This is a genomic window from Methanopyrus sp. KOL6, assembly GCF_002201915.1.
Classification (GTDB): Archaea; JAADCQ01; Methanopyri; order Methanopyrales; family Methanopyraceae; genus Methanopyrus.
Window position 1 is genome coordinate 639,047 of the sequence record NZ_CP019470.1, and the last position, 19,075, is coordinate 658,121.

A 19,075-nucleotide genomic window follows, 5' to 3' on the forward strand; every position below is an offset into this window, starting at 1 on the left:
CCACGAATGTACGAGGTCGTTAAAATAGAAGGCGTGTCATGACGAGGGTGTGGAGTTCCTAAAGCGCGATCCGTGTTCACGAAATGGGCACAGCGTTGTTCGATCTACTTCGAAAAAGTTAAAAGGCACGTAGCGGACGAGGATCGAGGGGGGTCCGAATATGGACTTCGAGGAGTACCTCGAGAAGTGGTTCAAGGGAGAAACTACCGAAGTGGGCATCTACATGGCGATGGCTATCGTCGCTAGAGAACAGGGTTATCCCGAAGTAGGTGACTTGCTGGAGCAAATCGCCATGGACGAAGCCAGACATGCGGCCGCAGCGGCACTGATAGCAGGTAAAGTAGAGAACAGTCTAAAGGGACTAATCGAGAAGATGGAGGAGATGATTGAAGGTGAGAAAAACGCCTACGAGACCAGAATGGACGAGGCCGACCACCACTCCGATGAGCTGGACGACGAGGTTATCACCCTGCTGAAGGCCACAGCATACGACGAGAAGCACCACAGGAAGATGCTCAAAGCGGCCCTAGAAAAGCTGAATGAGTAATCCCAAGCACCTTTCTTCGCCGCCCTCGCTCAATCGTTATGACATCCGAAACGAGGGAGTGGACCTTTGAGGTACATCGATGCGCACGTACACCTCGACGTTAGGAGTTACGAAGACATCGAGAAGATGGCTTTATCTGGAGTCCGAACTGTCATCACGTGCTCTCACGATCCCTACCCTGACATGACGGCCGAAGTGTACTCCGCCCTCTTTCGGAGGCTACTCAAAGTGGAAACGTGGAGAGGCAGAAAGGCAGGGCTAACGGTCAAAGTGGCAGTGGGGGTACATCCGGGAGGAGTACCGGATAACGTGAGTGACGTGCTACGGGAAATCGAAGATCTCCTAAGTTATGATGACGTCGTAGCGATCGGAGAGACAGGTCTCAACGAAAATCCAGACGATAGAGAAATCCGAGCCTTAAAGGTCCAGCTGGAGTTAGCCCGAGAATACGAGGTACCCATCATTGTCAACACGCCGAGCAAGAACAAGGTTGGAATCACCGAGAGGGTGTTGGATATCTTAAATTCCTCGGGTATAGATCAATCACTGGTGTTAGTGGACCACGCCTCGGCGGAGACCGTCCAGCTAATCGGTGAGGAAGGGTACGCGGTTGGGCTGACACTCCGACCGGGAGAGCTCGACGTGTGGGAAGCGTGTGATATCGTAGAGGAGTACGCCGACGAGGTGACGCTCATCGCGAGCAGTGACCTGGGATCACTAGCCGCCGATCCACTCGCTCTCCCCAAGCTGGCCCTCGAACTGGAACGCCGGAACGTCGAGAAAGGCGTTATCCGGGACGTTACAGCCCGGAACGCCAAGAGGTTTTACGGGCTCTAACCCCTAGCCCTAGAGCACGAGGTTTCAGGCAGCTCCGGTTCCTTCTTCCTTCCTTTTATCGTAGATCACACGGGCGTGTGATCAAGCCTGTCAGAGCGACCCCACATTGAAGACGAATCCTACAGCGATTCCTAAGGATCACTTCCTCATCACGAGACCGATTAAGACCTGAGGACGAACCCTCGTTCTAGTCGTCCTTGATGACGTTTCACGAGGGGCCGTGAGGACCGATTGCGCTTCGCCGCGCTCTACTCACATCCGTTCGGTAAGAGGATGATAACCAATCTACTGAACGAACCCGGTCACTGCAGAGCTTGCGGGCCTGCATGCGACGGATGCAAATACGACATGTACTCCCTCATCGACTCCCTTGTCACCGTTGAGAGGATACCTAAACCGGAGGAGTTACCATCGTTCATCGACGAGCCAGAGAACTACCTCCCAGAAATACCACCAGTAGATGTTCTTGTGGTGATCGGATTGCACCCAGACCTCCTTGTAGCGTTACCCAGAGTGTACAAAATCAAGGCACTGATAGTACCCGTCGAGGAACCCGATTGGATCGACCCGTGGATCGAGGAGAAACTACGAGAGGTGTGCGAAGGAGACGGCGTGGAGCTCACCGTGGCGAGGCCAGGGTGCGACCTGGAACCGTCGGGTCCCGTAACCGAGGCGTTCTGCGACGCGGGCATGATCGGGAAGCCTAAGCTGTTTATGAAGGTCGAGGACGGCGTCGTGACCGACGTCAACGTAGTACGATCGTCGCCATGCGGTTGCACGTGGTTCGTGGCCAAACGACTGGTCGGTGTGGACGCTGACCCCGAAGAGGTGAAGGCTACAGTTTCCGAGACGCACCACTCGTACCCCTGCACGGCTTCGATGGAGGTCGACAAGCACGTCGGGGACACCCTGCTCCACGTAGCGGGACGGTTGCACATCAAGGCGGCTCTCCGAGCGCTCGAAGAAGCGATAGATAACGACACCTTATAGGTATCTCACTCCTCTCCTAGTACCCTCTCCAAAACTTCCCGGAACAGTCTCCACTTATCCTCGTATAGATTGTACTCCCTGCGTACGTCGTCCTCGACGTCTTCGACTCTGTAACCCACGGGATAGTACGTCGAAACAAGCTCTCCGTTTCGGCGCTTTGGTCTCAGTTCTATTTCACCCAGACGGAGCAGATCGAAGACAGCTTCCTTCACATCGACGGAGAAGTAGGGTGCTTTGAGCAGTATGCAGTGACCGTATTCAGTTCCCGTCAGTGGTCTTCCGGTCTCACGCTCGAAAGCTTTGTCCAGTAAATACACCGCACGGAACAGGGAGCGCTTGTCTAGACCGGGCCGGAACGCGAAGATGTACTTCACCAGAGGCCGCAGGTTAGCGTCCGTCGGTTTGACCTTGTGACACCTGCATCGGGCATGCAATCGAGGCTCCTCCCTCGTATCAGTGTGTTCGGAAGTACTCAAACGTTTGATAAAAATCGAAACTAATATAAGTCGAGCTACCCTCATAACGATCGAATAATGTCGAACATTCCAACAGTACCGAACAGGGGGATCCCCGTGGAAGAGAAGAAACCTTCGTGTCCGTACACTGATGAAGTCGTATGCGAACTGGTCGAGCACGCAAAGGAGCTGAATGAGGAGATACCGAGTGTAGAGACCCCACATATCCGATGGCCAGTTCAGTTCCCGAAATGCCCGTATGGCAAGCAGGGCGTTTGGTGTAACATCTGCTCGAACGGCCCGTGCCGGATCACGGAGAAGACGCCACGAGGTGTCTGCGGAGCGACGGCGGACGTGATCGTAGCACGGAACTTCTTGCGTCACGTCGCCGCCGGAGCCGCCTGCTACTTACACTGCCTGGAAAACGCCGCCAGGGCCTTAAAGTCCGTAGCGGACGAGGAATCCCCTTACGAGATCGCGGACGAGAAGGCGCTGAGGCACGCTGCCGAAGTTTACGGTCTAGATGCATCAGGTAAACCGGAAGACGTGGCCGAAGAGATCGCGGAGTTCATCCTCGAGGACATTTACAGGCCGAGATACGAGGAATCGGAAGTGTTCAAGGCGGTTGTGCCGGATTGGCGTATCGAGATGTATGAAGAAATGGGTCTAATTCCGGGCGGAGCTAAGTCGGAGGTACACGACGCACTCGTCAAGACAAGTACGAACCTCAACTCAGATCCCTTAGACATGCTCCTCCACGTGCTGCGGCTGGGACTGATCACCGGACCTGTTTCGCTTTTCGGAGTGGAGACGATCAACGATATCCTCTTCGGTAGCCCGAGGATCACGCAAACGGAGGGTGGTCCCGGAATATTGGATCCGGACTATGTCAACATCATGACCACCGGTCACCAGATGTCTCTCATGAAATACCTAACGGACGCCGCCGAGAGGCTGGAAGAAGAGGCCAAGGCGGCAGGCGCTAAAGGCATCAGGATCATCGGTGCGACGTGCGTCGGTGACGATTTCGAGGCACGTGCCGACCACCTACCGGACACGTACGCGGGTTTCGCGGGCAACAATTTCGCTACGGAGGCACTCGCAGCGACGGGTCTCGTGGACGCGATCGTGAGCGAGTTTAACTGCACGTTCCCAGGTCTGAAGTTCTACGGTGAAAAGCTGGACGTTGAGCTGATCGCAGTCGACGACGTGGCTAAGGTGTGGGGAGCAAAGCTGATCTTATGGGACCCGGAGCGTGCCGAAGAGGTCGCGGAGGAGGCCGTCCGGAGAGCTATAGAGGCGTTCAAGGAGCGGAGGTCGAAGCACGAAGATAAGATCCTAGAGCCGGAGCATAAGCACGAGAACGTGGTCGGGTTCGGATACTTCTCGATCGAGGAGGCGGTAGGTTGGGAGAACGTTCTCAAGCTGATCGAAGAGGGCACTATCCGAGGAGTGTGCGCCATCGTAGGTTGTACGAACCTCTCCAGCGGCGGCCACAACGTGCCGGCGGTCGAACTCGCAAAGGAGATGATCAAGCGCGACGTGCTCGTGCTCGGTGCAGGTTGTGTGAACGGGGCATTCGCCAATGCTGGACTGTTCAACCCTAAGGCAGCCGAGCTGGCCGGTGATAACCTCAGGAAGGTGTGCGAGGAGTTGAATATTCCACCGGTACTGCATTACGGCCCGTGTTTAGCGATCGGTAAAGTCGAGCATCTCGTTTTCGAGATTGCAGAGATACTTCGAGAGAAAACAGGTGAAGAAATCGACATACCGGACGTACCCGCCGTTGCGAGTGCGCCACAGTGGCTCGAGGAGCAAGCCCTAGCGGACGCGTCCTCGGCCCTAGCTCTAGGTATCACGCTGCACGTGAGCCCAGTGCCGCCAGTGACCGGTAGCGAACTGGTTACGAAGACGTTACTGGAAGACCTACCGGACCTCACCGGCGGCGAGCTGATCGTAGAGACGGACATGAGACGGGCCGGAAAGACCCTAGCCGATAAGATCGAAGAAAAGCGGAAACGGCTCGGTATCTAGTTCCAACCCACACTTCCGGGATGGTGATGGTCATGGAGATCGAGGCGATCCGTATCGCAACGGGAGCTCCTGGCGATCTGTATATGGTGGCAGAAATCGCGGAGGGCGAGGTTGTAAACGCCGAAGTGTGCTCCAGTACGACACCTGTCTCCTGGGAGACGCTCGTCCTCGAGAAGCCCGTGGAGTTCGCCGTGGTAGCAGCCGAACGAGTATGCGCCAGCTGTGACGCGAGTCTAGGGCTCGCCGTAGCCGAGGCGGCCGAGGCGGCTCTTGACGTCGAGATCCAGGACGAAGCAGAGCGAGCGCGTGAGATTCTGAACATGGCTAACATCGTCAGGGCACACGCCACCGTGCTGGCGAGGACCGACTTCATCAACGTGAAGAAGTCAGCATACGACCTGGTAAAGGCAGCGAAAGACATCATGTATGCCGTCGGAGGAAAGCCAGATCACCCACCGGCCGTGACCGTAGGAGGTATGAACATCGAAAGGCTACCCGTGAACAGGATTGAATCCGTAGCCAAAGATGCCGCCGATGTAGCAGACAGGCTCGAAGACGAGGTCGGATTCGAGGTAGATCGGGCGGAGGAAGATATCAATGTGGAGACTACTGAAGAGGTACCGACGGGACTGAAGGTTTCGGATACGTACAAGGGCGACATAGATCCAGACAAGGTCGAGGTTCTAATGCCGGACGAGTTCTACCGGATGAGAACCACCCTGAAGATAGCGAACAACGTCGTCGCCAGGTATGACGGGGAACCCGTCCTAGTCGGTCCTTACGCCCGAGTAAGAAGAGTGGAGAACCCGCTAGACCTCTACACCGTCAGGGCCGAGGAAATAGCGAGGATGCTCGACGGTATCGCAAACGCCACATCCGGGCTAGACCCGACCGGGAACTTCCGAACGGACGTCGAGCTCGGCTCGGGAGTGGGTACGGCGGCCGTAGAGGCACCAGAAGGTACCCTGATCGTCTCGCTGGAACTACGGGCGGGGCGCGTGGATAAAGCCCTGATGCTAACACCATGCAACTTCAAGGTTGCGGCGGCCGTGGAGATGGTACGCGGCCTGACGGTTGACGGGGCTGAAACCGTTCTGCGCGCGGTCGGCCTCTCCGGTAGATGTCTTACTCACTAGGGGGAGCTCGAAGTGAAGGTGGCCGTTCTGTCCCTTATGGCTTGTGGTGCATGCGCCAGGAACCTGGAGGAGTGTTGCTACGAAGATGGTCATGAGATAGTCTGGTCGAGCCTAGATGGCGACGAAGGAGAACCGGACGCTGACGTTCTGTTCGTAGAAGGCTCGGTGGACTTTGCCGACGCCGAGACCCTGGAGAAGTTAGAGGAGGCGGCTTCAGCCGCCAGCACTGTGGTATCACTGGGCTCCTGTGCTGCCACCGGAGGTTTCGAGCGACACGTTATAGGCATGCGCGATCCCGACAGATACCACTTTACGGTCTTCCCAGCCGCCAAATTCATCGACACGGACTATGCTATCAACGGCTGCCCACCCACTACTGACGTGATCGCATCCTTCCTCAGAGCGCTAGAGGAGGAGAACGAGGATGAACTCCGGCCGTACGAAGTCCTGTCCGGAGATTTCCACGAGCTCACACCGGAATTGTCATCCCAAGTAACCGGTCCGACGATACCGGTCGAGGACGTGCTCCTGACGTCGAACAAGGACTTGTGCTTAGGCTGTGACTTAGACGTGATTGAGAGAGATCTCTTCTGCGTTGGCTGCGGAACGTGCGCCGCCTCCTGTCCGGCGTGGGCCATCGAGATGGACGAGAAACCAGTGATCCAACAAGAGAGATGCATTCGGTGTGGAACTTGCTTCGTGAGTTGTCCTAGATCGTTCAAGATCCCCAATGGGAGGTGATCTATGTTGCGCAAACTGATCCGAAAAATGGTGAATAAAAACAAAGATGAACCCACAAAGAACGACCTCCTGGACTCCGAGATCGTAGGTAAGTACCGTGAAATCTACTTAACCAGAGCAACGGACGAACTCGTTCGCGAGCGCGGACAGGACGGAGGTACCACTACTGCGCTGCTAGTCCACGCGTTGGAGAAGGGTACGGTGGAAGCCGTAGTCACTTCGACTACCACAACAGAAGCTTGGAAGCCCGAGCCCGTGATCGTCACCGATCCAGACGAACTAATCGAGACAGCCGGATCGAAGTACTCAATCTCTCCGAACGTTAGCGTCCTCGACAGGGCCATAGCCTCGTATGACTCAGTAGCCCTCGTAGGGACGCCGTGTCAAATTACCGCAGTGAAGAAGTCGGAGGTGTACCCTTACGGAATGACCAGCGTGATGGATAGGGTGGAACTGACAGTCGGTATCTTCTGCACCGAGAACTTCCAGTACGAGAACCTACTGAAGTTACTCGAAGACATAGAAGTAAGCATCGAGAACGTCGAGCGTATGGACATCAGTCGTGGTAAATTCGTAGTAAAAACCGAGGACGGTAATGAACGGTCGGTACCGGTTTCCGAGCTAGGCGGTTACGCCAATGAAGCGTGTAACTACTGCACGGATTTAACGGCTGAGGACGCAGACATCAGCGTGGGATCCATAGGCGCGCCAGACGGGTGGAATATCGTCCTGATTCGAACGAAGAGAGGCGAGAAAGTGTTCCGATCCGCCGTAGACGACAACGTCCTAGAAGTTAAGGGTATCGGAGAAGGGGATCCGAACCTGCTCGAGAGACTGGCCAGGGACAAGAGGAGGCGCATTAATACCTCAGTGTGTGCCACTTGGAGGCCTTACCACCCAAACATTCCATTATAATTCTTTACTTTTACTCAGGGGTCAGAGCTGTGATAGGACCGAGGGACTTCCTGAGGTACTTCCTCTAAAGCTCCAACTCTACGGCGAATGGTATGCAAAAACGCGGTAAAGGCGTTACTGCGCGAGCATCCGGAGCTGAAAGACGTTGAGCCTGCAGAGCTTGTCAAAACCGTGGCAGAGAGCCTTCTAGGGGCAGACGTCAGGGTAGATGAGAAGTCGGAAGAGGCAGTCGTACACGTGAGAGGGTGTGAGATCTGCCCGCGCGATCTGATCGAAGAGTTCGTAGGCTAGAACCCCAGCTTAGAAGGTCACATCTTCAGCTACAACGTGTGCGCGTTTGCGACTATGGCTGAGGAGGTTCTGCACGCTCTGGATTATGATTTCATCATCGAACACGAACCGATCAAACGCGGGCACTGCCGCGTAATCGTCAAGTCTAGGGATACTGAGAATTGATCTCCAGTTGACGTCCCTACGTCCCCTCAAAGTGACCTGGGAGGTAGGTGTTATCGACACGTGAACACGTCAGATACGGGTTACTGAGGCATCGGCCCGCGCGCTACCCTCGATCGACTCCTAGAGAAACGGTACGATTTTTTCCGTCCGTCTAAAGAACGTTCGAAGTTCCTTCCCCACTCGATGGGGAAATCTTGAGCTCGTCGTCAGACCTCCGCCGTCTTCGCGTGCTAAAGACTTCTCAGGACTCGGGAGTCATCCTGGCGGGGCTAGGGACAGTAACTACCGTGACATGGTTTCGGTTACATTAAAAATCAAAGTCGAACGGATCACTTGGAAAACCACGGGTGATGATCCGACTTGTACTGGGAGCTTGAATCCTGTAGGCAGTACCGGTCGATGGGCGGTTGTGTAAGTTTAACCCTGGATAAAGAAGATTAGGACAACGACGCGTTGAGGGCGGGTATCTGTTAACCTGATGAGACGAGTCTGGGGCCCGGTTTGGGCAGGGGGCACCAGAGCTGACGGCGCGGCTCGACGGTCGGAACCTTCAAGGGGGTCCGAGCTATGAAGTTGATGATTAACGTGCCGAAGGAGATCGCAAAGGCTTTGGACAGCAAAACGCGGCGTGAGATTCTGAAACTGCTGGAAGAGCGCGGATCGATGACTATATCGGATATCGCTAAAGAATTGAACATGTCCAAATCGACTGTTCATCACCATTTACAGGAACTCCGAAAGGTCGGTCTCGTGGACGTCATTAAGGAGGACCGCGAAACTCCACTCCCGAAGCGTTACTACGGGCTAGTGAGGAGACCCGTCCGAGTGTCGGAACCGAAGCTCGAAGACGCGTCCAAATACGTCATGAAAGTCCTAGAACGTGGGGAAGATCTGGGAACGTCGATGGCACTAGTGATCGCGGCCGCATATCGCGCGGTGTTGGAATCGCTGGGTATTGACGCTTCGGAGGTCCTGTACGAGCTCGGAAAGGAGGTCGGTAAGCGACTAGCGGAACTGGAACCTGGGGAGGACGTGCTACGGAAGGGCTTAGAGATCATAGCAGAGTCAGTGGAATTCCATCAGGAGGACGACCGTGTGGTGGTCGAGATTGAAGGATGTCGAGAGTGTTCCGACCTACCCTACGGCCCCGCATGTCATCTGGAAGCGGGAATAATAGCTGGTGTTCTGTCGAGTTTGAGTGGACTAACTTACGAAGTCCGAGAGATAGAGTGCTGCGGAGAGGGCGCTCATAAATGCGTATTCGTGGCGGAGCCAGCTACTGGCGAAGAACACCCCAGGTCCTAGTGACTTTGGACACTCCCTCTACCCAGGCGACCAAGGCTAGTGTTGCAGCTATCTCCTCGTTGGTGACTTCAGCTACGTTCTTCGCTGTCTCGGCAATGAGGTTTACTCTACGCTCGTCTCCGGCAGCCGCCGCCAAAGCTAGTGCGATAAGGTGTTTCGTCTTGTTGTCCAACGGAGATTCATTCCACACTATTCTATGCAGCTCCTCAACGATCTCCGCGTACTCATCTCCTAGCATCTCTTCGGCGTACTTCACGGCTATCAAACCTTTTTCCTCCTCCCTCTCGGCTGGTTCGCCGGGCTTCCTAGACAACGGCAGCCCCCCGCACGCCATAGTTGGGGAGAAGTTAAACGGGGAGCGTGTTCTATCAAAGTCGAAAATCTTTAATTTCTCCAGATGCCCAAAGCCCGCGCACCGAATCCTGTAATGCCCTAGCTATCCCTAGCTATTGGACGGTATGGCAACTCGATATGGTGTGTTGAACGTTTCCGGGAAGTGAGTGGACGTTCCCCCTCATGTGGGGTCCGATGATGCTATCAGACTGTTCCTGAGGTCCGACCGGGGTAGGCTAGGTGAGACTGCTGTTCATTCACGCGGACGAGATGTCGTTCGAGGCAAGGCAGAAGACCAAGATCGCCGAAGAAGAGCCGCCTATCAAGGAGGCGGAAGTTGAGGACTGTATGGTTGTTTTCGCAGCGGTCCAGGAGGCCGATGAGGAGAATTCAGAGGCTATCGCCGAAGCGGCCGTAGAGGAGATCGAAGACGTCGCTAGTAAATTGAAGGTCGATAGGATAGTCTTGTACCCGTACGCTCATCTAGCCGACGATCTCGCTTCTCCGGACGTTGCCGTCGAGGTTCTGAAGAGGATGGAAGGCCTCCTGAAAGAGCGCGGGTATGAAGTCGTGAGAGCCCCATTCGGATGGTACAAGGCGTTCCGGTTGGCGTGCAAGGGACACCCACTTTCTGAGCTCTCCAGGACGGTAACACCGGAGGTCGCAGAGGAAGTCGAGGAGGGGAAGATCGAGTCCGAGTTCTTGATGTATGTGGACGGGGAACTGATGCCAGTAGAAGAAGTGGATCTTTCGGAACTTCCCGAAGACTTCAGGCACCTGGTGGTGAACGAGCTAGGCGAAGAACGTGAAGTGAGCGACAGGGAACCCGCACACGTGAAGCTGATACGGGAGAAGGGAATCTGCGACCACGAGCTGGCAGCGGACGTTGGACACGTGCGTTGGTACCCGAAGGGTCATGTGGTCAGGAGATGCCTGGCGGAGTACGTGGAGAACCTCATCGCCGATCTAGGAGCGGCAGTCGTCGAGACACCCGTGATGTACGATCTGAGCGAGGACGCTATCCGAGAGCACGCCGACAAATTCGGGGAACGACAGTATCGGATGAGGGTCGGAAACAGGGCATTGATGCTGAGGTACGCAGCCTGCTTCGGAGCCTTCAGGCTACTGGCGGACACAACGCTCAGCCGGCGTCATCTACCCCTGAGGATCTACGAGCTATCACAAAGCTTCAGATTGGAGCAGAGTGGCGAGGTGGTCGGGCTGAAGCGGTTACGGGCGTTCACTATGCCCGATCTCCATACTGTTTGCGCTGACATGGATGAAGCCGTAGAAGAGTTCCTCGAACAAGCGGAATTATGCTTGGAGGTAGGACTGGATCTCGGGCTGGAGTACGAAGTGGTGTTCAGAACCACGGAGAAGTTCCTGGAGGAGAGGGAGGAAGTCTTGGAGAAACTGTCCGAGGCCGTGGAAAAGGCGTACGGTGACGCGAAGCCCATACTAGTGGAGGTACTGCCAGAACGTAAACACTACTGGGAATGTAAGGTGGACTTCGCGTTCATTGATAGCCTCGGCAGACCCATCGAGAACCCGACTGTACAAATCGACGTCGAGAGTGGGAGGCGCTTCGGAGTCACGTACGCGGATGAGTCGGGTGATGAACGTCATCCAGTGATATTACACTGCTCACCAACTGGGAGCCTTGAACGCGTAATATGCGCGATCCTCGAGAGCCAGTACAAGCGGTTCAAGCAGGAGGGTAAGCTGCCGACTCTACCGACGTGGCTGTCACCGATACAGGTGCGTGTGATCCCAGTCTCGAAGAAAGTGCTAGAGGAAGCGGAAAAAGTCTTCGAAGCGCTGAAAAATGAGGGGTTCCGGGTCGACCTAGATGATCGCGATGAGCCGGTGGGACGTAAGATCCGGGACGCGGGTGAAGAGTGGATACCGTACGTCGTCGTTATCGGTGAGGAGGAAGTGAAGAAAGGCACGCTCTCGGTGACGATACGAGAGGAATCCACGCTGAAAGAACAGCGGCGTGAGGAGATGACGTTAGATGAGCTCGTGGAGCGGTTGAAGCGCGAAACGGCCGGTAAACCGAGGGTCCCACTGGCGATGCCGGACCGCCTCAGCCGGCGTCCGCGGTTCGGCAGGTAACTCACGTCTCCCTCTCCATCGCCACAACACCCGTCCTAGCGATTTCGACGATGTTGCCGATATCCTTCATAAGCTCGAGGAGAGACTCAACACTCCGCGGCTCCCCCACGATCTCTACTGTGATGGTCTCACGACCCACATCGACTACTTCGGCGCCCGCGGCTCGAGCCAACTCGGCGGCCCTCGCACGGTCCTTCGTTCTGATCTTGACCAATGCTAACTGCCGCTCCACAGTGCGTTCTGGGTCCAACTCCGAGACCTTGATAACGTCGACGAGCTTGTTGAGTTGCTTCACTACTTGTTCGATCGTTTGGTCGTCCCCTTTCACCGTGAGCGTCATTCTGGCCAACCCTTCCCGCTCTGATGGGCCCTCGGCGATAGAGTCGATGTTGAACCCGCGTCTCCTGAAAAGTCCAGACACACGTTGCATGACACCGGGCCGGTCCTTCACGAGCACCGAGAGTACGCGACGCTTGGACAACCTCAAGTCCCCCAATTAATTAGCAGGTGTGTGTCTTATTTCTCGGACAGTTCCCACTCAAGGATAGGGATGATGGAGGCCCTCCCTAGCCGAGGAACCGATGAGGATCCAGCCCTTTCGCCGACCCCGACAGTGAAATGTTATCCGGAGGAGCGGGGGGACTCGATTGAAGAAACCCGTCGACGCTCATTGTCATCTTTGCTTCGAACACTTCAAAGGCGAGGAAGACGAAGTGGTGGAACGGTCGCGGAAGAAGGTGTTACGTGTGTACGATTGCGGGGCTACTCCTGGAACCGCACGGCGGACCCTAGAGTTAGCGGAAAGATTCGAGGGGTTCGTGTTCCCCACGATCGGACTCCATCCTCCACGAGCGCCGAGGATGCAGCAAAGCGTCATCGATGACGTGGTCCGAATTATCAGTGAGCATACCGATAGGATTGCGGCAATCGGAGAGATAGGTCTTGACTATTACTACGTGAAGGAACCAGGAGAGCGCAGGAAGATGCGAGAGATCTTCGAGAGGTTTCTGAAGCTCGCGGAAGAGCTCGACAAGCCGGTAGTGATCCACGCCAGGGATGCGGAGGAGCACGCCCTCGAGGTCCTGGAGGGCTACGACGTAGTTGCCATGTTCCACTGCTACGACGGGTCGGCCGAGCTAGCTCGGCGTATCGCGGACGCCGGCCATTACGTTTCACTGTCGACGATTCACGTCATTCGTGGATCGAAGGATGAGAGAACGCGGGAATTGCTGGAGACGGTACCGTTAGGAGCGGCGCTTACGGAGACGGACAGTCCGTACCTGTCACCGGTGCGGGGAGAACGCAACGAGCCTCAAAACGTGTGGAGGATAATAGAGCTGCTTGCGCGAGTGAAAGGAGTTCCCGTCGACGAGGTAGTTGAGACCACAACTCGTAACGCGTTGGAGTTCTACGACCTATGAGGAGAAAATTTTAAATACAACTCACCCAGTGCGTAGCCGTGGCGGCGGCCACAGCGGCCGGGGCCACACCCGGGCCACATCTCGAACCCGGAAGTTAAGCCCGGCCGCGTCCCGGGTGGTACTGCGCTCCGAGAGGGCGCGGGAAGCCCGGGATGCCGCCGCCGTTGCCCAAATTGTTATGAATCTTAAAACGATGGGGGCGAGCCGTTGAAGAAGACGAATCTGGCCGCGCTAGTCTCTGCCGTGGCACTCCTCGGCGCGTTGGTGTTAGCCTTCGCCGGCGGTCCTAGGTGGCCCGTCGGGGTGTTAGCCCTGATAGTAGGTGGGTTAGACGTAGTAATCTCGTTCAGACGAGGTGGAGACAGAGTTTTCGGTCTGATGGGGTTCTTACTACTGATGATAGGCATGGCCGTACTAACGGGCAGGGTGAAATAGCTTGAAGTTATGCCTGGTAGCGTTTAACGGAAAGATCCCATTACTCAGCAGTATCGTCGGCAGGTTCGAGGAACACGTATCGGAATACCTGGACGAGGTAGAGGTGGAAAGGAAACGAGAGAAACTACCCGAACATGCGTACTCAGAGGTGAGAGACCAGTACCTAGCAAGTGCTCTCCTCGATATCTTACGCAACGTGAAAGGGGAGTACGACCGTGTCCTAGGATTGACCTCGGAGGATCTCTACGCTCCGGGGCTCAACTTCGTCTTCGGTCAGGCCCGATGCCCAGGTAGAGAGGCAGTAGTCTCAGTGGCCCGACTGCTGGATCCGAATCCGGACTTATACCTGGAACGTGTCGTAAAGGAGCTTACACACGAGCTCGGACATACCTTCGGGTTAGGCCACTGCTCGGACCGTAACTGCGTGATGAGCTTCTCTAGTTCATTACTAGAGGTAGACCGCAAATCACCGAACTTCTGTCGAAAATGTGCCGGGTTGCTTCGAGGAAACTTGAAGCGTGGAGGTTGAGCGGGGCACGTAATAGTGACCACCGAGTACGTAGACAAAGTGGGACGTAAGGTAGTAGTTCGGAGGGCTAAGAGGTCTGACATCCCGGAAGTGGTGGAGATAGAAGAGCGTGCGTTCCCGAAATCACCGTATCCGACGTACGTCTTCCTTTATAACTTGAGTAACAATCCGGAAGGATTCTTGGTGGCTGAGGTTGAGGGTAAGGTGGTGGGGTACGTCATCTTCGAGCTCCGACCGTGGCTCGGTGAGGGCCACATAGTCTCGATCGCCGTGCATCCTAACTACCGGCGTACCGGGATCGGTACTATTCTCATGAGAGAGGCAGAGTACAAGATAGTAGAAGCCGGGTACAAAACCGTCCGACTGGAAGTCAGAGAGTCAAACTTCCCGGCCAGACGTTTCTACGAACGACTGGGTTACAGGGAGGAACGTAGGGAACGCGGTTACTACTCCGACGGAGAGACTGCCGTTATCATGGTAAAGAAGCTGAACACCGTCCGGTATTATCGGCGATGACGTCATAACGGCTCTCGTGGGAGGTGGGGTTGTGTGGAGTTCTCGGCTAGGTTAAAACGTTTTAAACGTTGTAACGATAGTCGTGTGGCCCCGCCGGGATTTGAACCCGGGCTACGGGCTCCGCAGGCCCGCGTCCTATCCAGGCTAGACTGCGGGGCCTGCCTCCAAGGAGGGAGGACCCCGTCCAGTTTAAAAAACCTTATGGTGCGGAGCGATCCCGACCGGTGAACGCTAAAGTCCCCTCATACGGTCGACACCTTCACCGGCTTGTGGGGGAATTTCTCGGTTGTGGTGGCGCGAACACGTGAAAGAAATACAGAGAAAAGCCGAAACGGGCGAGTATGCTGTCCGTGGGTTCGGGACGAGCCGTAAAGTGCCACACTTCGACGATTTAGTCATCCTCCCAGCACAAGTTTCGCGACCTCCGATCGACAAGTATCGTGAGCCATGCAATACCAAAACGGTTCTCGGCGACCGGTTCGCGGAGAAACCATTGAAGTTGGATATCCCGGTGCTGGTTGGTGCCATGTCTTTCGGGGCTCTCAGCAAAGAGGCAAAGGTCGCGATCGCTCGTGGAACGGCTATGGTCGGAACTGCCACGAACACTGGTGAAGGAGGTATGTTACCAGAGGAGCGAGAAGAAGCGAAGTGGCTCATCGCCCAATACGCTTCAGGGCGATTCGGAGTCTCAGCGGAGTACTTGAACGCCGCCGACGCTATCGAGATCAAGATCGGACAGGGCGCCAAGCCCGGCATGGGAGGCCACCTCATGGGAGAGAAGGTGACGAAGGAAATTGCGGAGATAAGGGGCATCCCAGAGGGTTCGGACGCGCTGTCACCGGCCCGTCATATGGACATAGTCGGACCCGAAGACCTGAAGATGAAGATCGAGCAGCTTCGAGAGATTACGGATTGGGAGATACCTATCATCGTTAAGTACAGCCCGGGCCGAGTCAAAGAGGACGTGAAGATCGCGGCCAAGGCCGGGGCTGATATCATAGCGATCGACGGAATGCAAGGAGGCACCGGCGCGTCACCGGAAATCGCGACCGAAAACGCTGGAATACCCACCATCGCCGCGCTAGTCCAGGCTGTGGAGGCCCTGAACGAGATCGGGATGCGGGACGAAGTTGACATAATCATCTCTGGCGGCATCCGCGACGGTGCGGACGTCGCCAAGGCGTTGGCTTTGGGCGCCGACGCCGTCTACGTCTGTACTTCGGTCCTGATCGCCATGGGATGTACGGCGTGCGCTCAGTGCCACTCTGGAAGGTGCCCAGTGGGTATCTGCACTCAGGATCCGGAACTCCGAAAGAAGCTCGATGTCGACGAAGCGGCGGAACGTGTGGCTAACTACCTTAAGGTGGTGACCGAGGAATGCAAGATGCTGGCCCAGTTAGCCGGTAAGACGGACGTACACAACCTCGAAAAAGAGGATCTTAGAGCACTCTCGGAGGACGTAGCCCGTATTACCGGCGTGAAGATGGCGGGCTCCGACGTCGAGCTAGCATAGGGGCCTCTCCCCGTTTGATCCTTATAGTCGACAACCACGGCCAATACGTGCACCTGATCCGCAAGAACTTCGACTACATGGGTGTTCCCGCCGAGATCATCCCTAATACCACTGACCCAGAAGACGTCCGCAAACATGCCAGCGGTGTGGTGATCAGCGGAGGACCATCCCGTGAGCTGGCGGGTAACTCCCGAGAGATTATCGAGGAACTGGCAGGAGAAGTACCTATACTAGGAATCTGCTTGGGGCACCAGCTCGTGGCCGAGGTTTTCGGAGGGAAGGTGGATTGGGCTGCAGGTCGTGAGGAATACGCCAGAACGGAAGTAGAGATACTGGACCACGAAGGCATCTTCGAAGGCTTACCGGATAAAATCGTGGCTTGGGCTTCGCACCGAGACGAGGTGAAGGAGGTCCCCGACGAGTTCGTCGTGACAGCCCGTTCCGACAGATGCGACGTAGAGGCGATGCGCCACGAGGAGGCACCTTTATATGGCGTCCAGTTCCACCCAGAGCTGAAGTTCACCGAGTACGGAATGGATATACTGAAGAACTTCGCGGAAATCTGTTCACGAGGATGACAAGGGGGAGCGCAACACGCTCCAAGAATTAGTATTGTGGTCGTCCGTGCTCGCGTTCGCTACCGCACTCTGTTGGATAGGTTCGGAATTGCTGGTTACGAGCCTTATAACGATCGGAGAAACCAGCGGTATCCCAGAAAGTGTACTAGGAGTACTGGTCTCGGCTCCTGGCACCTCACTCCCGGAATTCGGATCCTCACTTGTAGCTACTCTCGCAGAACACAAACCTGACGTAGGCGTCGGATGTGTCGTGGGCTCAAACGTATATAACTTATGTGGGATTTTAGGGATAGCGGCTTTGGTAACGGTCATGAAGACTAAGACTCCGATTGAAGTTTCTAGATATCCAGTAATCGACGCGATAGTATCAGCAGGAGTTATAGCGATGCTCATTGCAATGACTATTGACGGCATGATAACTAAATGGGATGGCGTATTGTTCTTCGTTATTTATTGCATATACGCATATGCTCTTATAAAGCATGGCAAAACGCACGGAGGGGAGGATAAGGAAGCAGAAAGGAAAGAAAGGTACGAACAGCACACAAAAGACGCGGGCGTATCTGTAGTAATGAGCCTAGACTCTCGTAGTAAGTTTAAAGTGGTGACAAAACTTGTAGTGGGAGTAGGGTTGTTCACAATCTCTGTGAGGTTGCTTGTAAAAGCAACTATAAAGCTTTCCATAATTCTTGGATACCCATCGGCTCTCTTAGGTTACACCATATTGGCTATCGCTACCTCACTTCCGGAAACATTTACCACGATTAGCGCCGCTGTTAAGGGTCACGGTGACCTAGCTGTAACCAACATATTGGGGAGCAATAACTTCAATATACTCATGGGAATCGGTATTCCATCCCTATTCGGTGGTGTTGCCACCACCATGGCTGACAGACGTCTAACAGTCATCCTTCTGACCGCCACTTTAGCAGCACTTCCCTTCATCTACCGGAGACGAATCGGTATACTTTTCTCACTAACTATGTTCGCCTTTTATAGTCTGTTCATCTACTACACTGTTGCATTGATTACTCATTAATGTCAGTTTAAAAGGGTAAAGGGTGATAAATTGGAAATGGTAGGTGATAACTTGACTGAGCCTACGTATCATGACCATAAGAAACATTCACCTGAAACCCTCCATCTCGCTATTATTACGGTTAGTAACAGTAAGTTCGACCAAGCTGCTCGCAATAGACATCCAGATGACCCTTCAGGAGACATCCTGCAACAAAAGCTTGAGGAGACTGATTATAAAGTCGTTTACCGTACCTTACTTCCGGATCAATCAGACGTGATCGTTGGTATGGTTAAGTGGTTTGTTGATCGCGTTCATGCTATTGTCATAGTGGGAGGCACTGGCATAACACCAACTGACACTACTATTGAAGCTTTAAAGCGTATCGCTGATAAGCAAGTTCCGGGATTCGGTGAGCTATTTCGTCGTCGCTCCGAGAAGGAAATAGGAGTCCACGCCGCCCTAACTCGTGCCACGATGTACATAGTCGATAAGACTCCAGTCGCTTGTCTGCCAGGATCACCGCATGCCGCAGAGCTCGGTGCCGAGATACTCGTTGAACTCTTACCACATGCTGTCGTTCATAGCCGCGGCGACGCCTAGGAGAACTCCTTCTATTTGATGATCTTCTCCACTACCCTAACGTTCTCGATGCGAGTGTGTGGGTATTGCCCCTCCCTATCCTTCTCAGCGTATTTAACCATGTCCCAGAGCGTGACTAATCCGACCACTAACCCTGTTAGGGCATCCATCTCGACACCTGTCTTCCCTTCGGACTTGACCCGTACCGACATCTTCACGCCGTCTTCAAGGACCTTGACGTCGACATCGACTCCAGTGATCTTGACGGGATGGCAGTGGGGGACCAGCTCCGGCGTCTTCTTCACGGCGAGTATGGCAGCTATCTTGGCAACCTCGATGGGGTCACCCTTACCCTGTGGGTGAGATTCGCCCGACTTCACCGCGTTCACGCCATCCTCGGTTAGCCTGAGGAACCCGCTGGCCTCGGCAATGCGGATCTCTTCCTTCTTCCCGGTGACGTCCACCATCGACATCAGTTTACCCCCAGCGGTCACTCCTAAAGGGGCTCATCACCCCAAAGGGATCGGTACTGCGGGACCCGTTCATCCCACCACACATATTGTTACGAAATCCATAACAATACGAGGAAGAGCGGAGGGTCATCGCCCCCTCGCAAGCC

General features: G+C 55.1%; 22 protein-coding genes, 1 tRNA gene and 1 rRNA gene. 19 read left to right on the forward strand and 5 right to left on the reverse strand.

Features of this window, described 5'->3' with window-relative positions:
* The first annotated feature begins 160 nt into the window (after window positions 1-160).
* From BW919_RS03620 to BW919_RS03630, 3 genes are all read left to right on the forward strand, one after another.
* Window positions 161-547, forward strand: coding sequence for a ferritin family protein (locus BW919_RS03620; protein WP_088335695.1), 387 nt, complete (start codon window positions 161-163; stop codon window positions 545-547).
* 66 nt (window positions 548-613) lie between these two features.
* Window positions 614-1,384 carry a TatD family hydrolase gene (locus tag BW919_RS03625; RefSeq protein ID WP_088335696.1) on the forward strand — a complete coding sequence of 257 codons (771 nt, stop codon included), beginning with the start codon at window positions 614-616 and terminating at the stop codon, window positions 1,382-1,384.
* 231 nt (window positions 1,385-1,615) lie between these two features.
* Window positions 1,616-2,374, forward strand: coding sequence for a DUF166 domain-containing protein (locus BW919_RS03630; RefSeq protein ID WP_088335697.1), 759 nt, complete (start codon window positions 1,616-1,618; stop codon window positions 2,372-2,374).
* Between the two features lie 5 nt (window positions 2,375-2,379).
* Here the strand turns inward: BW919_RS03630 and BW919_RS03635 are convergent, their stop codons facing one another.
* Window positions 2,380-2,808, reverse strand: coding sequence for a hypothetical protein (locus tag BW919_RS03635; protein WP_088335698.1), 429 nt, complete (start codon window positions 2,806-2,808; stop codon window positions 2,380-2,382).
* Between the two features lie 138 nt (window positions 2,809-2,946).
* On the opposite strand from BW919_RS03635, the gene cooS reads away from it, so the two are divergent.
* The 6 genes from cooS (at window position 2,947) to BW919_RS03665 (ending at window position 9,416) form a co-directional block, all read left to right on the forward strand.
* Complete coding sequence (gene cooS, locus BW919_RS03640; protein WP_088335699.1) at window positions 2,947-4,863, forward strand: anaerobic carbon-monoxide dehydrogenase catalytic subunit; 1,917 nt, start codon at window positions 2,947-2,949, stop codon at window positions 4,861-4,863.
* A 26-nt stretch (window positions 4,864-4,889) separates the two neighbouring features.
* Window positions 4,890-5,999 (forward strand): nickel-dependent hydrogenase large subunit, encoded by a 1,110-nt coding sequence (locus tag BW919_RS03645; RefSeq protein ID WP_088335700.1) that lies wholly within the window; start codon window positions 4,890-4,892, stop codon window positions 5,997-5,999.
* Between the two features lie 12 nt (window positions 6,000-6,011).
* Entirely contained in the window at window positions 6,012-6,740 is a 729-nt protein-coding gene (locus BW919_RS03650; RefSeq protein ID WP_088335701.1) for a 4Fe-4S binding protein, read from the forward strand.
* A gap of 3 nt (window positions 6,741-6,743) precedes the next feature.
* Window positions 6,744-7,655, forward strand: coding sequence for a Coenzyme F420 hydrogenase/dehydrogenase, beta subunit C-terminal domain (locus BW919_RS03655; RefSeq protein ID WP_088335702.1), 912 nt, complete (start codon window positions 6,744-6,746; stop codon window positions 7,653-7,655).
* Window positions 7,656-7,742: 87 nt separating this feature from the next.
* Complete coding sequence (locus BW919_RS03660; RefSeq protein WP_088335703.1) at window positions 7,743-7,946, forward strand: hypothetical protein; 204 nt, start codon at window positions 7,743-7,745, stop codon at window positions 7,944-7,946.
* A 732-nt stretch (window positions 7,947-8,678) separates the two neighbouring features.
* Window positions 8,679-9,416, forward strand: a complete 738-nt coding sequence (locus BW919_RS03665; protein WP_088335704.1) for a V4R domain-containing protein — start codon at window positions 8,679-8,681, stop codon at window positions 9,414-9,416.
* On the opposite strand, the gene BW919_RS03670 is transcribed toward BW919_RS03665, so the two are convergent.
* Window positions 9,388-9,729, reverse strand: a complete 342-nt coding sequence (locus BW919_RS03670; protein ID WP_157665977.1) for a carboxymuconolactone decarboxylase family protein — start codon at window positions 9,727-9,729, stop codon at window positions 9,388-9,390. The genes BW919_RS03665 and BW919_RS03670 overlap by 29 nt on opposite strands.
* 260 nt (window positions 9,730-9,989) lie before the next feature.
* Here BW919_RS03670 and BW919_RS03675 point away from each other — a divergent pair, with 260 nt between their 5' ends.
* Window positions 9,990-11,864, forward strand: a complete 1,875-nt coding sequence (locus BW919_RS03675; protein ID WP_088335706.1) for a threonine--tRNA ligase — start codon at window positions 9,990-9,992, stop codon at window positions 11,862-11,864.
* Between the two features lies 1 nt (window position 11,865).
* Here BW919_RS03675 and ilvN read toward each other — a convergent pair whose 3' ends face one another.
* Window positions 11,866-12,345 carry an acetolactate synthase small subunit gene (ilvN, locus tag BW919_RS03680; RefSeq protein ID WP_232452914.1) on the reverse strand — a complete coding sequence of 160 codons (480 nt, stop codon included), beginning with the start codon at window positions 12,343-12,345 and terminating at the stop codon, window positions 11,866-11,868.
* 166 nt (window positions 12,346-12,511) lie between these two features.
* Between ilvN and BW919_RS03685 the strand changes: the two genes are divergently transcribed.
* The 5 genes from BW919_RS03685 to rimI all read left to right on the forward strand — a co-directional run bounded on the left by BW919_RS03685 (window position 12,512) and on the right by rimI (window position 14,765).
* The gene (locus BW919_RS03685) at window positions 12,512-13,285 is read left to right on the forward strand and encodes a TatD family hydrolase (RefSeq protein ID WP_157665979.1); all 774 of its coding nucleotides are present in this window, start codon (window positions 12,512-12,514) and stop codon (window positions 13,283-13,285) included.
* A gap of 40 nt (window positions 13,286-13,325) precedes the next feature.
* Window positions 13,326-13,449 (forward strand): 5S ribosomal RNA (rrf, locus tag BW919_RS03690).
* Between the two features lie 43 nt (window positions 13,450-13,492).
* Window positions 13,493-13,720: a hypothetical protein gene (locus tag BW919_RS03695; protein ID WP_088335709.1), complete on the forward strand. Its 228-nt coding sequence runs from the start codon at window positions 13,493-13,495 to the stop codon at window positions 13,718-13,720.
* Between the two features lies 1 nt (window position 13,721).
* Window positions 13,722-14,249: an archaemetzincin AmzA gene (gene amzA, locus BW919_RS03700; protein WP_088335710.1), complete on the forward strand. Its 528-nt coding sequence runs from the start codon at window positions 13,722-13,724 to the stop codon at window positions 14,247-14,249.
* A 15-nt stretch (window positions 14,250-14,264) separates the two neighbouring features.
* Window positions 14,265-14,765, forward strand: coding sequence for a ribosomal protein S18-alanine N-acetyltransferase (rimI, locus tag BW919_RS03705; protein ID WP_198324667.1), 501 nt, complete (start codon window positions 14,265-14,267; stop codon window positions 14,763-14,765).
* A gap of 85 nt (window positions 14,766-14,850) precedes the next feature.
* On the opposite strand, the gene BW919_RS03710 is transcribed toward rimI, so the two are convergent.
* Window positions 14,851-14,924: transfer RNA gene (locus tag BW919_RS03710), tRNA-Arg, on the reverse strand.
* 127 nt (window positions 14,925-15,051) lie between these two features.
* Between BW919_RS03710 and BW919_RS03715 the strand changes: the two genes are divergently transcribed.
* The 4 genes from BW919_RS03715 to BW919_RS03730 are packed head-to-tail and all read left to right on the forward strand — an operon-like array spanning window position 15,052 to window position 18,477.
* The gene (locus tag BW919_RS03715) at window positions 15,052-16,278 is read left to right on the forward strand and encodes an FMN-binding glutamate synthase family protein (RefSeq protein WP_232452915.1); all 1,227 of its coding nucleotides are present in this window, start codon (window positions 15,052-15,054) and stop codon (window positions 16,276-16,278) included.
* A gap of 14 nt (window positions 16,279-16,292) precedes the next feature.
* Complete coding sequence (locus BW919_RS03720) at window positions 16,293-16,856, forward strand: GMP synthase subunit A (RefSeq protein ID WP_088335713.1); 564 nt, start codon at window positions 16,293-16,295, stop codon at window positions 16,854-16,856.
* Window positions 16,857-16,902: 46 nt separating this feature from the next.
* A complete protein-coding gene (locus BW919_RS03725; RefSeq protein WP_157665981.1) occupies window positions 16,903-17,895 on the forward strand; it encodes a calcium/sodium antiporter in 993 nt (330 codons plus the stop codon).
* 36 nt (window positions 17,896-17,931) lie between these two features.
* Window positions 17,932-18,477, forward strand: a complete 546-nt coding sequence (locus BW919_RS03730) for a molybdenum cofactor biosynthesis protein B (RefSeq protein ID WP_232452943.1) — start codon at window positions 17,932-17,934, stop codon at window positions 18,475-18,477.
* An 11-nt stretch (window positions 18,478-18,488) separates the two neighbouring features.
* Here the strand turns inward: BW919_RS03730 and moaC are convergent, their stop codons facing one another.
* Window positions 18,489-18,929, reverse strand: a complete 441-nt coding sequence (gene moaC, locus BW919_RS03735) for a cyclic pyranopterin monophosphate synthase MoaC (protein WP_232452917.1) — start codon at window positions 18,927-18,929, stop codon at window positions 18,489-18,491.
* Between the last annotated feature and the right edge of the window lie 146 nt (window positions 18,930-19,075).

Excerpts from the sequence above, each read along its gene's own strand:
- BW919_RS03665 (WP_088335704.1), top strand. The coding sequence starts at position 8,679 with ATGAAGTTGATGATTAACGTGCCGAAGGAGATCGCAAAGGCTTTGGAC.
- BW919_RS03660 (WP_088335703.1), top strand. The coding sequence starts at position 7,743 with ATGGTATGCAAAAACGCGGTAAAGGCGTTACTGCGCGAGCATCCGGAG.
- BW919_RS03655 (WP_088335702.1), top strand. The coding sequence starts at position 6,744 with ATGTTGCGCAAACTGATCCGAAAAATGGTGAATAAAAACAAAGATGAA.
- BW919_RS03645 (WP_088335700.1), top strand. The coding sequence starts at position 4,890 with ATGGTCATGGAGATCGAGGCGATCCGTATCGCAACGGGAGCTCCTGGC.
- BW919_RS03620 (WP_088335695.1), top strand. The coding sequence starts at position 161 with ATGGACTTCGAGGAGTACCTCGAGAAGTGGTTCAAGGGAGAAACTACC.
- moaC (WP_232452917.1), bottom strand. The coding sequence starts at position 18,929 with ATGTCGATGGTGGACGTCACCGGGAAGAAGGAAGAGATCCGCATTGCC.
- BW919_RS03730 (WP_232452943.1), top strand. The coding sequence starts at position 17,932 with ATGGTAGGTGATAACTTGACTGAGCCTACGTATCATGACCATAAGAAA.